Source organism: Pengzhenrongella phosphoraccumulans (assembly GCF_045689905.1).
Classification (GTDB): Bacteria; Actinomycetota; Actinomycetes; order Actinomycetales; family Cellulomonadaceae; genus Pengzhenrongella; species Pengzhenrongella phosphoraccumulans.
This window is the reverse complement of record NZ_CP144210.1, coordinates 1,108,787-1,124,369: the sequence shown is the minus strand read 5'-3', so window position 1 is coordinate 1,124,369 and position 15,583 is coordinate 1,108,787. Positions and strand designations below refer to the sequence as shown.

Here is a 15,583-nt window from a genome sequence, read left to right as displayed (position 1 = left end):
GTGGTGCGAGTGGGCCCGCCGCTTTCGGGGCGTGACCACGACGGGGGGCCGCACGGTCGTCCTGCTGCGCGCCCGGCCTTCCCGCGCGCGCGCGGATGGCGCGCACGCGTGGTGCGGACCCTTCGTCCCTCGGGCCGCGGCCGGCACGCAGGCCCGCTCGGGTGGCGCTCATGGGTCTCGATCGGGCTCGTCGGCGCCGTCGTCGGAGGTAGCGCGACGTGGGTGCTGGCGCCCTCGGCGCCCGCGTGGGCCGCCGGGAACGGCGGCCCCTGCACCACCGGGGTCGACTTCCTCTGCCTGCAGGACGCGGATGGCGTGCTGAGCGCAGTCGTCGCCGGGGACGTGTTCGCGTACGACTTCGGCGACCTGCGGGTCGCCCCGAAGACCGTGCAGGTGGTCGCCACCTTTCCGGCGGACTCCGACGCGGTCAACGAGCCGACCCTGTCGATCCGGCTGCGCAACGTCGTGACCGCTGCGGACCTGCCCGGCTTCAAGCCGACCGCCAACAGCTGGACGTACACGGGTGCCGGGCTCGGCGACGCCCTCGAGGGGGTGGTCGTCGCCGGCACCTACGTGCCGGACGTCGAGACGCTCACCTACGGCGGGCTCGCCGGGACCGGGACTCCCGCGTCCACCACCTTGCCCACCGGGACGGTGACCTACACCTTCGCCGAGGGCACGACGTCGGCCGCGGTGACGATCAAAGTGGCCGCGGACCTGGCGTTCGGCGCGGGGCCGGGCACCGTCGACTCCGTGCTGGTTCCCGCGGCCTCGCCCCACGCGGGAGCGCCGGTGGTCGCCACGACCAGCTACCTCGACGACGTGGCGCAGCGACGGACCGTCCAGACGGCGGAGGTCGGGCGCGTGCGGGTCACCGACACCCCGTCGTACCGGGTGGCCTACTCGGATCCCTCCAAGACCCTGACCGCCACCTCGGGCACCGTGACGCAGGGGGTGACCCTGGTCCGCGTCGCCGACGGGCTCGGGATCGACGACGACGCCGCCGCCGTCCTCGACCGGACGTTCTGGCTGCGCGTCGCGTGCTCCTACGCCGACTGGGCGGTCAACGGCAACGGCTACCGGGTCACTCCCGTGGGCGGGTGCCGGACCGACGGCTGGCAGCACCTCAAGGTCGAACAGCTGGTCCACCAGGCGCCGACGGCGATCACGGTCACCTACACCTACGACGTCACCAAGGCGTCGGGCGTCGACCATGTGCTGACGCCCGCGCTGACCGCGCTCGACGCCCAGCTCGACGGCACCGGCGGCATCTCGACCACCGCGCTGGACGGCAGCACCGAGACTGCGGGCCTGAGCACGTGGGGAGGCACGCCCACCCTGACCGTCGGGGGTACCAGGCCCCGGCCTTCACCGTGCGGCCCCTCGCCCAGGGCCCGAACGAGGTCTACCCGAACCAGCCGGTCAACTGGCTCGACGCCGTGTACCTGGAGAACACCGGCTCGGCGGCCAGCGACGCGCTGACGGTGACGGTGAGCAACGACTCGCCAGGCACGGTCGGTGTGACCGCCATGACGATCCGGCACCCCGCCGCCCAGACGGGTTCGTCCTGCGGGTCGTCGGCGTGCGGACTCGTCGAGGTGACGGCCACGACCTCGGACGCCGCCGGCAACCCGTCGGGGCAGCGCACCGTGGCCTCCGTCGCGTCCGCCGTCGGCGCGACGAGCACGAAGGTCACCGTGACCGGCCTCGGCGGGACCTCTGCCCAGTACCTCACGTCGTTGACCTTCACCTACGCCCGCTCGTGGCCGGTCGGCTCGGTGGTCACGGGTGGGTCCTCGCTCGCCGACTCGCGCATCCTCGTGCAGGGCACCGCGCTGCGCCCCGAGGCGGACTACGCGAACGGCATGGACTACGAGCTCAGCTACACGCTGGTGCACCCGTACCACCCGAGCGACAACGCACCCCTGCTGGTCAACGGGACGCTGGCGTGCGGCGACCGCGCGACCGACGCCCGACGGTGCACGGTGAGGTCACGGCACGAGCTGCGACCCGCCGCCCACGCCGAGATGGGCAGCGGGGCCGTGCGGCTCTCCGGACTTCCCGCGTACCTCAACGCCGGCGACGCCGTCACGGGAGTCACCCTCGCCTACCAGGGTGGCGACCCGGGGACGGGCGGCCCGAAGTACCTGTCGGGCGTGTTCCACGCCTACCTGTTCGAGGTCGGCGACGTGGTCGTCGACCCGGTCCAGGTCCTCGTGACGTCCGGGGGCTCGACGTTCCGCGCCGACCAGCCGGGCGGGCCGTTCGCGATCACCAAGCGCACGTACGTCGGCGGCGGCACGACGTTCGCCTACTACGACGTCGCCTCCACCTCGCCCCTGGTGTGCCGCGCCTCGGGCTCGACCCTGCTGGTCCAGGACGCGTGCCCGCAGGTGACCTTCGGCTTCCGTGTGGCCGCGACCGTGGCGACCACCGTCGAACCGGCCGAGCGGTACGCGGCACTCGGCTTCGAGGGCCTCGACTGCGTCGGTGGCGGGTGCGTCTCGGACGTGCACGACGTCTCGACCGCGGCGCGTCTCGGTGCACCCGACGTGCACACCGCTCCGTACAACTTCCGCGCGGCGCTCGACCTGTCGGCGGCGCTCGTCGCGTCCACCGATGCAGGGCTGACCTTCGGCTCGGGCTACGACGCGGCCTCGGGGACGGGCACCACCGTCGTCGACGCGAGCGCCATCGCCGACGACGCGGTGAGCATGCGGGTGGTGCTGCGCAACGTGGCGGGTGCGGCGTCCACCGGGACGACGCACGTCTGGATCCCTGTCCCCAAGCAGGGCGAGTCGACGCCCTACACGGGGAGCAGCGGGGGCTGTGACGCCTTCACGAAGCCGTGCGACCTGCAGGCGGCGCCGTTCGGCTGGTCCCTCGCGCTGACCGCGCCGGTCACGGTCACCGCCGACGGCCTCGCCACGAACGCGGTCTCGGTGGGGTACGCCACGACCAACAGCGCGCCGGACGCCCGTGGCTCCCGCTACGCGTGGGCCACCGTGGCCCAGTCGGGGGCCGGGTCGGACTACCACTCGTGGGTCTCGGCCGACGCCGCGCAGGTCCGGATGGTCCACGTCGCCCTCAACGAGTCGCTCCCCGCCGGCGCGGTGGTGACGGTCGACCTCACTCTCACGGTGCCGCACGCCGCGTCCGAGCTGCTCGAGCTCGCCGGTGCCAGCAACCTCTTCTCCGCACGGGTGTACCGCGACGTGCCCACGTACAACGGCTACGCGAGGACCGAGCCGGTGCGGATGGTGCTGCGGACCGGAGTGGTCGCCGGCCGGGTCTTCCTCGACGCGGACCGCAGCGGGGCGAGCAGCGCGGGAGACGAGGGGTGGCCCGGCGGCGTCGTGCAGGCCTTCCGGGCAGGCGTCGCCGTGAGTGACCCGGTGACGACGGGCGCGGACGGCTCGTGGGCGATCTACCTGGACTCCCTTACTCCCGTCGACGTCCGGTTCTCCCTGCTGGTGACCCCGGACCCGTCGGGCGAGCCGACGACTCCCTCAGCGAGGTTCCACCCGAGCCCGGGGGTGGGCGCCGGGGTGTCCTCCCCGACGCCGAGGGCCGACCAGGCGTACGCGACGACCTCCGGGGTGCATCCCTCCAAGGCCCGCGGCGCGCCGACCGGGACCGGCACCAGCGCCTACCAGTTCGACGACGTCGACGCGGCGGTGATCCGCCCGACGATGATCACCCTGGCACCCGAGGGGGGTCGGTTCGACGGCGACTCCTCGACGCGCAACCGTGTGCGGTACCAGTACCTCGGTGGCTTCGTCGGCTCGTCGGCCGACGCCGTCTCCCGCCTCGGCCACACGCTCGCCGGCTGGGGGCCGAGCGCCACGACGGACCCGGCCGCCGCGGTCGACCTCACCACCACGCCGGTACCCACGCTCACGAGCACCTTCCACGCCGTCTGGGTGCCCGTGCAGGCGCCCCTGACTCTCGACGCCAACGGCGGGACCGTCGCCGGCTGGGCCGGTCCGGCGAGCGAACCCGTGCAGACGCGTGCCGTGGCCTACGGCAGCACCGTGCAGCTGCCGACACCCAGCAATGAGGGTCAGGTGTTCGTCGCGTGGTGCACCTCCCGGTCGGGCGCAGTGCTCGGCGGCTGCACGACGTACCTGCCCGGGTCGATGGGCTACACGCAGGCCTCGACCGCCGCCAGCACGCTGCACGCCAAGTGGCGCCCCGCCACCTTCGCCGTGAGCCTGGCCCTCGCGGGCGGCACCTACCAGGGCGCGCCCACCCCGCCGCCAGGCGCCGTCGTCGCGTACGGCGTGAGCGCCGGTTCGGCCATGACCTGGCCCGACCTCGCTGCCCTCGCGCCGCCCGCGCACCCCGACCCGTACGTCTTCGCGGGCTGGTACACCACCGAGGCGGGTGCGCCCGTCGCGCGGGTCGCAGCGGGTACCCCGCTGACCTGGGCCAACCTTGGCGGAACCGGAGTGGTGGGTCGGGGCACCGATACCGACTACACCCTCGTTCTGACGGCCCGGTGGGTCCACCGGGGCTCCCTCGTCGTCGACCCGGCCGGCGGGACGACGACCGGAGCGCTGCCCGCGACGGGCCGCCCCGACGCCGGCTCGTCCGTGACGATCGCGGACCGGTCGGTCTCCGCCGTCGAAGGCACGCCCGCGACGCTCACGGTGGCCCGGCTCGGCTACCGGTTCGACGGCTGGTCCGAGCAGCCCGCCGGTACCCCGGTACCCGACGGCGGGTATGCCTGGACCGGTGATCGCGAGCTGTTCGGCTGGCAGCTCGCTGCGACGTGGCGACCGCTGGTCGGGGACCTCCACCTGCACGACGGCGCCGCGGTGGCCGACATCGTCGGCGGCGTCACGTTCGGGCTTCCCGTGTGCGCCGGCGTCGCGGACCCGGCCTGCCCCGGTGCCCTGCCGACCCCGGCCCGCGTCGGCTCGGTCTTCACCGGGTGGCGGACGGCCGACGGAAAGGTGTACGTGCCCGGGGTCACCCCGTACACGGACACGGCAGGCCTCACGGCGGACTCGCTCTCCCTCGCCGACCTCGACCTCGTCGCGCACTGGCGTCCCGTCGAGGTCGTCATCGACTTCGACGCCCGCGGGGGACTGCGGTGACGCGGTCCGTGACGGTCGCCCTCGGCAGCTCGCCGGACCTCGACGGGGTGGCGACCAGCCGCGTCGGGCACGACTTCGCTGGGTGGTGGCTGCCGGACGGCGACCTGGGCACGGACGAGGACGACACCCCCCTCACCGCCGCGACGGTCTGGACCCGGCTGGTTCTCGACGGCACGCACGTGGTGGTCTATGCCCGCTGGACGCCGCGGTCGTACACGGTGGAGCTCAATGCGCTCGGTGGCAGGGTCGACGCCCCGACGACCCTCGTCGTCACCTTCGGCGCGGTGTACGGCCCGCTGCCCCAGGCGACGCGGACCGGCTTCCGGCTGCTGTCCTGGCGCTCGGGGTACGACGCCGCCGCGGACCAGACCACCGGCGCGGCCTTCGTCCCCGGGGCCACCGGCACGTGGAGCACGCCCGCCGACGTCACCCTCTACGCCGAGTGGGAGGCGGTGCGCACGACCCTCGTGCTGCGTCCCGGCGCCGGCGCGAGCGTCCTCGGGCAGCCCCAGGCCGTCGTCACGGCGACGTACGGCACGCCGTTGACCGACCTGCCCCGCCCGGAGCGTCCGGGGTACGACTTCACCGGCTGGTGGACCGACCCGGACGGCGGGCGGCAGGTGAGCGCCGGCACCGTATGGGCGGACCCGGCCAGCTCGGTCGATCTGCACGCGCACTGGCGGGTACGAGTGCTGAACGTCCAGGTCCTCGACGGGACCGGCCGGACGCTCGCCCCCGGCGCCGACCAGGTGACGCTCGTCGTGACGAAGGGCGGCAACGACGCCTGTGCGGGGGCCGCCCAGGCCGATGTGGTGTGCGTGGACCACGGATCGCGGCTGGCGGACTCCGGGGCGGACGCCGCTGTCACCGGTCCGTCCGGCTGGGGCACGTCCGGCTGGGGCGTCCTGCGCGAGGGCAGCTGGGAGCAGTTCGACCTCACCGGTGAGCGCGTCCGGTCCGACCTCGTCGTCGCGGCGACCTGGGTGCCGGCGACCTTCCAGGTGACGCTGCTCGCGGGCGGCGCCGGCGCCGATGTCCCGTCCACCGACGACCTGGCGGCCGGGACCAACCCGTGGCACCGCTCCGGCTCCTCGGTGAGCGGCGTCGCATACACCGGCCGGCTGGTCGACGCGCTGCCGGTGGGCAGCCTCGCGCCCACCGCCACCGGCTTTGCCTTCACCGGCTGGACCTGCGTCGTCGGCCCGTGCCCCGTGCTCGACGGCGCGGCGACGATGCCGGCAGCGGACCTCACCTGGCGCGCGACCTGGAGCCGGGACGCGTATCGCGTCGAGTACCACCTGAACCTGCCGGACGGCGTCGTGACCGACCGGGTGCGCGTCGACGCCCCCACGAACGGCGGCACGGTCGCGTACGGGAGCGTCGTCCCCACACCGGCCGGCTACGCGGCACCGGTGGTCGCAGGCCTGGACCTCGAGGGCTGGCGGACGGCGGACGGCGTCGTCGTCGTGCCGGGCGAGACGACCGCGCCGGCCTCCCCGGGGGGCGTCCTGGACCTGGTCGCCGCCTGGTCGACCGCCCGCCTGACGGTGACCTTCGACCTCGGCACGGCCCCGCCGGGCACGTCCGACGACGACTTCACCACCGGTCCGCAGGCGGTGCAGACCCCGGACGGCACCGCGTACGCCGCACCGCAGGAGTTCACCACGTACGGGCTCGCCCTGAGCGCCGACGACCGTCCCGACGACCCGCTGGCCGCTCCGTACTCGCACGTGTTCATGGGCTGGTCGCCGCACCCGGTGGCCACCGGTCCGGACGACTTCTACCGCTTCGGTGCGGACGACCCGGTCACCCAGAGCACCGTCCTGTACGCGCAGTGGCAGCGCCGGGAGTTCACGGTCTCGTTCGACACCAACCCCGGCGCCGGCCAGGACGGGCGCCCGAAGGCGGTCCCGGGCCCGCACCCGGTCGCCGCGAAGGTCGCGTACGGCGACACGGTCGACGAGGTCGACCCACCCGTCGCCGAGGGGTTCTGGCTGACCGGGTGGAACACCGCGGCCGACGGCTCGGGCACGGCCTTCTCGCTCGGCGACGCCGGCACCCGGGTGACCGGCCCCGCCACCCTGTACGCGCAGTGGGGCAACCTCGGGCAGGCCCTCGCCTTCGCCGCCTGCGGCCTGATCGGCGTCGGCGCCGTCGGTGGCGCCGGGTGGTACTCCCGGCGCCGTCGCCACGCCCCCCTGAGCCGCCGTGCCCTCCTAGATCCCGCTGACCCCCGTCGAGATGAGATCGTCTGATGTTCAAGGTCGTGTACGGCGTCATGGCCGCGGTGGCGTTCGTCGCTGTCGCCATCGTCGTGGTGGTGCAGTCGGTGCTCGGTACGCCGAGCGGCTACTCGGCGCCCTCGGCGGGCTACACCTACGCGGCCGACGGCACCGTCGTGGACTTCCCGCGGGGGGCCAGCTACGACACGGCAGCGCCGACGGCCGCCCTCGTCGTCGGCCACCGCCCGTCGCCGATCGACGAGGCCCGCATCCTGCAGCTGTCGGACTCCACCACGACGCTGCTCGGCAGGTCGGTTGCGATCGCGCCGGACCAGTCGCTCACGGACCTGCCCGCGGGGTCCGCCCTGCAGGCGCAGGGCCTGGACGGGTTCCTGTCGACGCCCTCGGGCGAGGGCGCGCAGCCGACGACGCTCGCCCCCGGCACCGTCGTCAAGCTCGCCGCGGAGCGGTACCTGCTGCTGGACTCGGCGCTGCTGTGCACGGGCGCGAGCTGTGACGAGCCGGTGGCGACCCTCGCGACCGGGTCGCTGGTCGTCGTCCTGCCGGACGCCGAGCGGGTGCGCGTGTGCGAGGCCAGGGTCTGCGCGGACCACGTGACGACCGGCGGCCTGTTCGCCCGGCTGGACTCGACGGGCGCCGTCGTGCGCTGGGACTCGGAGCAGCTGCTCGCCACCGTCGACGCGGCACCAATGGAGCTGACGCGGCTTCTCGTCGACCCCGACGGGGATCCCCAGTCCGCCGCGGACCGCGGGGAGGTCGCGCTCCCGGGGACCCCGACGCCGACGCCCACCCCGTCGGCCTCGGCCGCGGCCGAGGCGCCCGCTGAGGACGCCGGGGCCGCCGGATCCGCCGGCGGCGACGCTACGGCCGGGGTGACCGGCTCCGGGTCGTCGGGCACGCCGGGCGCACCCCTCCCGACGTCGCTGCCGACCTTCGCTGCCGACGTCCTGACGCCCCAGGTGATGCTCACGGCCTCGGCCGACCAGGCGCTCGGCGTGCTGGTCGACGGAACAGTGGTCGACGGCGCGCATCGGCTGAAGGGGCTGACCCTGACGGTCACGCTCCAGGGGGCCGACCAGCCCGCCACCACCGTCGACCTGCTCACCGAGGCGCTCCCGTGGCGGTCGGGATCCCTGACGCCGGGTCGCACCTACGTGGTCGAGGCGCGCGGCACCTACGTCGACTCGGCGGGCGCTCCCGTTGAGGTCGTCTACCTTCAGCGGCTCGTGCAGCCCGGAACCCTGAGCCTGACCGCGCGCAACGTGTCCCGGACCGCCGACCGGATCCAGTTCACTCTGACGGCCCCGACCGCCCCGACCGCCCCGACCGGGCTGGACAGCCTGCGGCTGTCGTGGGCCGACAACGGGTCGGGGACAGGTGGCGCACGCGGCACGGTCGACGTCGACGTCGCTGACCTGCTCTCCGACTCCCGCTCGGCGGTGGTCACCGTGGACGGCCTCGACCCCGCACACTCCTACGTGTTTCGGGTCGACCACGCCGGGATCGGTGATGCCCACCTGACGTCGACCTGGAGCGCGGTGCTGCAGACGGCGGCCCGGCGGGCCACCTTCGAGTCGGTCGAGGCGACGTTCGACGCCCGCAGCAAGGTGTTCACCCTCAGCGCGGTCGGCCTGGACGACCCCGACAGCACGGTCCGGCAGGTCCGCTACGTCGCGTTCGAGGCGATCGACTACGCGCAGCGAGGCACTTTGGCCACGGTCAAGGCCTCGGTGAGCGTCGCCGGCGATGCGACCCACCTCCCGACCACCCTGCCGCTGCCGGCGTCGATGGGGCAGGGCGACTACGTGTTCGTGGGCGTGGTCACGGGCAACGACCTGTTCGAGGACTACCAGGTCGCGTCGAGCCCGTCGGAGCCGGTCGACGTCGTGTCCCGCTCAGCCCCGGCGGCCGTGTTCGCCCTCAAGGAGGCGGCGCCCGCCTGGCTCGACGTCAACTACGCGATCACGAACACCGACCTCTCCCTGCTGGCCACGCCCCCCGTCGCAGCCGTCTTCGAGGTCGACGCCTCGGGGCAGCGGATCAGCGACCAGCCGGTCGGGACCGTCACCCTCGATGGTCTCGACCTCACGCAGCAGAGCATCACGGGCACGCTGCACCTGACGGGACTGACCAAGTCCACCGCGTACCAGGTCGAGATCACGGCCACGTACAACCTCGGCGACGGGCCGGTGCGCGTCGGCATCGGTACCTCCACCACGCCGTACCGCACCCTCGAGGTCGCGCCGGTGACGGCCACGTTCCTCACGCCGCGCAGCGAAGACGTCACGACGACGTCGGCCCGGGTCACCGCGACCCTGAGCGCGGAGGCGCGCGCGCTGACGCGCGTCGAGCTGTCCCTGTACCTGTACGGCGGCGCCGGCACCAAGGTGTCGACCGTGGTCCTCAACGCGGACGAGATCGCCCAGCTGACGGCCCCGGGCAACGACTGGCGGCTGTTCGAGGGACTCGTCCCCAACCAGCGCTACCAGGTCAAGTTCGAGAACGGCACGGACGGCGTCAACGTGGTGCCGTTGGTCAACGTGGGCGCGACGTCGTTCTACGCCCGCGCGACGGCGCCGACGGCGACGCGGGTGAGCATCAGCGCGGACGGCGACCAGGTGCGCACGCGGCTGAGCGGCTACACGGACCCGCACGGAACCCTCACGCGGATCGTCTACCAGCTGTTCGCGGGTGACCGGCCCGTCGGCGACGCCGACCCGGGTGCCCCGCTGGCCTCGGCGACCGTCGCCAAGGGTCAGCTCACCAGCGCCGCCACCTTCGACGTCTCGACCATCGCCGGGGCCGGGCACGGCAAGACGTACTGGACGCGAGCGGTCGTCAGCTTCGACGACCACTACGACACCGGCACGATCATCCAGCTGTCCAACGAGCCGTTCCCGGGCGAGGTGACGATCGCGCGGACCACCGTGTCCGCCGAGCTCGAGTGGTTGTCCCGGTCGGCGGACGGCACCACGCTGCGGGTGCGGGTCGCCGACCCCGACGGCTCGGTGCTCTTCGACGTCGCCGACCCCGTGCGGATCACCTGGACCGTCGACGGTCGCGCCGCCGTCGTCGTCCCGCTCACCGCGGAGCAGCGCGAGGCGCTGCGCACCCAGAGGTCGGTCTCGCTCGACCTGCCTATCACCGGCACCGCCGGCGTCAGCGTCCAGGTCGCCGGGAGCTACGCCCTGATCGACGCACAACCGGTGACCCAGGGGGTGCTCCAGCGCACCTACCTGCCTCCGATGGCCTCCGAGGGGGCCGACGGCGTCTTCGGCGCGCTCTCGGTGGCGACCGTCTCCACGTCGGCGAGCCCGCCGGCCCAGACGGCAACCGCCAGGCTCGACCCCGGCGCTCTCCCGGCCGGGTCGACGCTGGCCTCGACGGTGCTCAGCACGGGCTACCAGGTGCTTGCCGCACCCTCGTCGACGACCGCCTCGTACGTCTCCCGACGCACCACGGGCGAGGCGTTCGTGCCCAGCACGTTCGCGCTCCCTGCCGGGGAGCTGCAGCACGACGGCTCGCTGCGCACCGTGCGGCTTGTTGCCGACGCCTACTACCGGGCCGGCACGATCGGCGGTACGAACCCCGCCCGGACCGGTGACCTCGTCTACCTGGACCTGGCGCGCACGTCCGCGACCGACCCGATGCAGCACGTGTTCAGCGTCGGCGGTACCGGCGCTCGTCCCGTGCTGTCCACCTCGGCCGGCACCGCGTTCGAGGTGCTGGCCTCCGCGACGGACGCCGAGGGCGACCTCGTCGGCGTCCAGCTGAGGAACGTGCAGTCCGGCCTGTGCCTGCTGTCGTCCTCCGGGCTGGTCGAGGGGCCGTGCGACGCTCCCTACGGCAGCACGTTCCTGCGCCAGCCGGACGGCTCGTGGACCTGGCACACCGCGACGGGTGTGGCGTTCAGCGCGCTGGGCAACTCCCTGGCGTCGGCCTCGGTGCCGGCGACGTCGTTCAGCGTGCTCGCGGCGGGGCACCTGTCGGTGACCCGGGACCAGGCCGGCCTCGAGCTGCGCACGCTCGCGGCACCGAGCGTGGGCACCCTCGCGTCGTCCGGGATCCCCACCGACACCCGCGTGCAGCTCACGGTGGCAGTCACCGACCCCAACCACACGGCGGTGCCCGTCGTCGAGGGCACACGGACCTCCTACTCGACCTGCGTCGTGGCGTACGAGGTCGTCGCTGGCGAACCCGTGCTCACCAGAGCGGGGGACCCGTCGTACCCCGCGTCGACGTGCCTGTCTGCGACGACCGCGGCAGACGACCGGATCACGCGCACCACGGCCCTCGCCCCGTCGACGCCGGTCACGGTGTCCGGCCTCGCCGCGGGGACCACCTACGAGCTCCGGGTGATCGGGAGCTACGGCCTCGGGGTGCGGCAGCCGGACGGCACCTCCGTGGTGACCGGCGCCCCGCTCGCGTGGACGAGCGGCGGCCAGGCGAGCGTGCGGATCACGACGTCGAAGTCGGAGCCGATGCTCACCAGCGGCCCGACCTACAGCTGGACCGCGCGGTGCGCGGACCCGGCGGTGACGACCGCCATCGAGTTCGAGGACAAGTCGGACGTCACCGGCTCCGTCACGTACCGGTTCTACCGCGCCGTCGACCTCGGCTCGCGCAGCGACGCGACGCTGGCGGCCGCGATCACCGACGGGACGATCACCACCTTGGTCTCGGGGAAGACGCCCGTCTGGAGCTATAAGGACGCCGCCCCGAAGCAGCCGGTCGGCGTCCGGCCGTCCGTGTACCGCGTCGCCTCGACGCTGCCCATGCGCACCGCCGACGGCAAGAGCAAGAACTTCCTGGCCGGCCAGAACTATGTCGTCGTCGCCTCGTTGGACACGTCGCTGGCCACGGTCCCCTCGAAGGTCGTCGGCGCGGTCAACAAGAACTTCGCGGCCCTGGGCGGCAACGCCTCGTCGGTGGTCGTCCGGTCCGTGGCCACGTCCCAGGTCTCGTTCCAGGTCACCTTGACCGACAACGCCGGCATGATGCTGTGCGGCGCGGGGAACGTCACGCCGGTCTGGACCGTCAGGCAGGGCACCACCACCGTGGTCACGACGGCCGGCTTCACGGACTCGATGAGCGCAATCGGCGGCACCGACCGGGTGCTCGACTCAGGGCGCGTCACGACGCTCGACGTCGCCGGTTCGCTGCAGCCCGGGACGACCTACTCGATCACGCCGACGGTGGTGGTCGACAACCTGACCCAGGCCGGCGCGTGGACCTGGACCGCTGGGGCGTTGAGCTTCACCACCGACAAGAGGTACGCGACCACGAGTGCTGTCACCGTGGCGACCAGCGGCACGACGGTGACGGTCAACGCGACGAAGATCGTCCCTGGCAGCGGCGTGATCACGGGTGCCACGCTCTCGTTGGTGAAGTACGGCAAGGATGCGTACGAGGCAGCGGCCTCGAGCGGGACCCTGCCGAGCCCGATCGTGGTCGACACGGTCGACATCCTGAGCGCACTCGGCAGCCGCACGAGCGGCACCGCGGCGACTGTGACCACTGACGTGTCGAGGTCGTTCACGCTCGGCACGGCGCAGTCCTACTCCGGCTACTACGTGGGGCGCGTCACGCTGACCTACACGCAGACCGCTGGAGCCCCGACCTCGTACACGTCCCTGAAGGAGTCGACGGTGCCCCTGCGGTACATCGGTGGTGACAGCGTGCCGGTCACGCTCGCGATGCAGGGGACGGCCTTGCAGGTGACGTTCGACCCGGCGGCGTTCAAGGATGACCCGGCGACGTTCACGCTGAAATCGCCGACCGGTGCGTTCGACTCGGTCGTTCTTGTGGTGACCCGGGCGTCCCTCGCTTCCCCTGTGCTGCTCGCGCTGCCAGCCGATACGAACCAGGCGATGCAGCTCGAAGTCACGGACAACGGACACCGGGTCGCCTCGGCGGCAGGCAGCACCCTCGCGGCGATGCTGGCCGGGGCGACGTCGTGACGGGCGCGAGCGGGCACGGCCGGCGCGGGCCGGGCCGTCTCGGGGTGTGGCTGCTGGCCGGCGTCCTGGTCGTGGCCGCGACCGTGTCGGCCACCGTCGTGGCCTTCGCCTCCGACGCCAAGGTCCGGATCGACGAGGTGCAGGTCGACGGCGAGGGGACCACCCTCGGCGTCGCCCAGGACACGGTGCAGGTCCACCCCGGGGAGGTGCTGTACGCATCGTGGGACGGCTCCCAGCACCTGCAGCGGGACGGCGGCGCCACCGTGGCGCTCGACCTCGGTGCGCCCGTCCGCTACGAGGACGAGCGCCTGCTGCTCACCGCCGGGGCCGTCGCGGTGGCGCCGGACGGACGCCCGACGGCGCTCGACTCCCGGACGCTGCTCACGCATGCGGACGACGGCTACCTCGCCGCCGACGGGACCGCTGTCACGAGCCAGACGGTGCTGCGCCTGGGCATCCGTCGGTACTTCCTGCCTGCCGCGGCAACGGTGTGGGTCGACGACGTCGCGCAGGGCAGCACTACCGACACCCAGATCCTGGTCGACCGCTCCGGCTCGGCGACCCTCCTGTCCGGCGACGGGACCCGGCGGCGCTACCTGGGGCACGTCGTGCTCGTGGTGGACGCCGAGCACGTGCTCGACGTCTCCGCCGAGCTGTACCGCTCAGACGGTGCGGACATCGACCTGACGTCCTTCGGGGGGACGGACAACGCCATGTCCGTCCTCGACAGCGAGAGCCCGACGCCCGAGGCGACCGTCTCGGCGACGCCGGACGTCCCCGAGGAAACCGCGGGCACTGGTGCCACTCCTGCTGCGCCAGCCGCCGGGTCGGCCGTGGGCGCCAGGGGTGCGGGCTCCGCCGGGTCCGCGGGTTCCGCGGCGGCATCCGCATCGTCGGGGCCGACGCTCGCGCAGATCGAGGAGCTGAGGGCCCTGCTCGACGCGATCCAGCAGTACAACGACGAGCACGTGGACGGCAGGCAGGTGCCTCAGGTCGCGCTCGCCGGCATCGAGGTGACGGCGACCTCGGCATCGGCGTCCGTGACGCTCCTCGACCCCACGACCACGTTGGTCGGGGCGGCGCAGCTCGAGCTGCGGGACGCCGACGGCGCGGTGGTGCGCGCGGTCGGGCTCACGCCGGGCACGAGCCGCGTGGCGCTCGACAGCCTGACGCCGGGCACCGACTACACGCTCGCCCTGCGGCTGTCGTATGACCTTCAGGACGAACAGGGCGTCGTCGAGCTCGCCGCGGCGCAGGAGAGCGGGTTCCGGACCCTGACCGTCTCGGCGCTCTACGCCACCGCTGCCGTGAAGTCCGACTCGTTCACCGTCACGACGAGCCTCGACTCCCCGGTGCGTGGCATCGTCGCAGCGGAGCTCACCCTCCACCAGGAAGGTGGGTTTCTCGGCCTGGGCGCCAAGGACCTGGGCCCCTTCGCACTGCCCGCCGACGACCTCGCCGCGGCCGGCACGGCCACGCTGCGGCTGACCGACCTCGACCCGGAGTCGACCTACACGGTGCGGGCACGACTGACCCTGGCCGACGGGACGGTCCTGGAGCTGGGCTCGTCGGCGCGGATCCTCACGCCCGCAGTGACGCGGTTGAGCTCGGCGACGTTGTCGGTCACGCCCTGGAACACGCTCCTCGTGCAGTACGAGTGGTCGTCCGACGAATACACCCTCACCGACGTCGCCGTCCAGCTGAACGACTCGCGGTTCCTCGCCGACCCGATCCCCGCCGCGGTGGTCCGGCGGTCGGGCGGTCGGATCGAGGTGCTGCCGGACCTGCCCTTCGCCTCCCAGGCGCGAACGATCTCGGGCCAGCTCGTGCTCACCGCCGCGGACGGCCGGGGCTCGCGAACCTTCCGGTACGACCTCGACCGGGTGCCGTACACGAGCGACGCGAGGGTCGAGCTCGACACGGCGGAGATCACCGACCCGGTGGTGCGCGTGTCGATGACCCTGCCGGGCTGGGCGGCAGGGCAGCCCGCCGTCGAGCTGCAGCGCCGCGCACTCCACGCGGCGGACGACGTCGCGTGGACGACCGTCTCGCCGTCGTTCGTCCTGTCGGCCGGTGACGCGGCGACCTTCACCGGTTCCCTGGGCTTCGGCCCGGCGGAGAGGCAGTTCGCTGCGCAGTACGCCTACCGCGCCGTCGTCGTCGACGAGGGTGCCATCCTCTACCGCCTTGAGCAGGGCTCCGACCGGCCGTCGGCACCGTGACAGCGCCCATCATCCGTTCGGCTCATGGGCGGCCGTGCCCGGCCGATAAGGAGAAC

The 15,583-nt window shown here is 73.4% G+C and carries 5 protein-coding genes; all 5 read left to right on the top strand.

Annotated elements, in window-relative coordinates; all coding sequences use genetic code 11:
* Positions 1–108: 108 nt before the first annotated feature.
* From VTA80_RS05270 to VTA80_RS05250, 5 genes are read left to right on the top strand one after another with little or no spacing between them, the layout of a single operon-like run.
* On the top strand, positions 109–1,482 hold the full coding sequence (locus tag VTA80_RS05270) for an adhesive domain-containing protein (RefSeq protein ID WP_407344351.1): 1,374 nt from the start codon (positions 109–111) through the stop codon (positions 1,480–1,482).
* On the top strand, positions 1,374–5,102 hold the full coding sequence (locus VTA80_RS05265) for an InlB B-repeat-containing protein (protein ID WP_407344350.1): 3,729 nt from the start codon (positions 1,374–1,376) through the stop codon (positions 5,100–5,102). Before VTA80_RS05270 ends, VTA80_RS05265 begins: the two co-directional genes overlap by 109 nt.
* The gene (locus VTA80_RS05260) at positions 5,099–7,357 is read left to right on the top strand and encodes an InlB B-repeat-containing protein (RefSeq protein ID WP_407344349.1); all 2,259 of its coding nucleotides are present in this window, start codon (positions 5,099–5,101) and stop codon (positions 7,355–7,357) included. The genes VTA80_RS05265 and VTA80_RS05260 overlap by 4 nt, the downstream gene beginning before the upstream one ends.
* Positions 7,357–13,305, top strand: coding sequence for a hypothetical protein (locus VTA80_RS05255; RefSeq protein WP_407344348.1), 5,949 nt, complete (start codon positions 7,357–7,359; stop codon positions 13,303–13,305). Before VTA80_RS05260 ends, VTA80_RS05255 begins: the two co-directional genes overlap by 1 nt.
* Positions 13,302–15,527 (top strand): hypothetical protein, encoded by a 2,226-nt coding sequence (locus VTA80_RS05250; RefSeq protein WP_407344347.1) that lies wholly within the window; start codon positions 13,302–13,304, stop codon positions 15,525–15,527. Before VTA80_RS05255 ends, VTA80_RS05250 begins: the two co-directional genes overlap by 4 nt.
* Positions 15,528–15,583 lie beyond the last annotated feature (56 nt).

Bases quoted from the DNA above. Each gene is read 5' to 3' on its own strand.
- VTA80_RS05255 (WP_407344348.1), top strand. From the start codon at position 7,357: ATGTTCAAGGTCGTGTACGGCGTCATGGCCGCGGTGGCGTTCGTCGCT.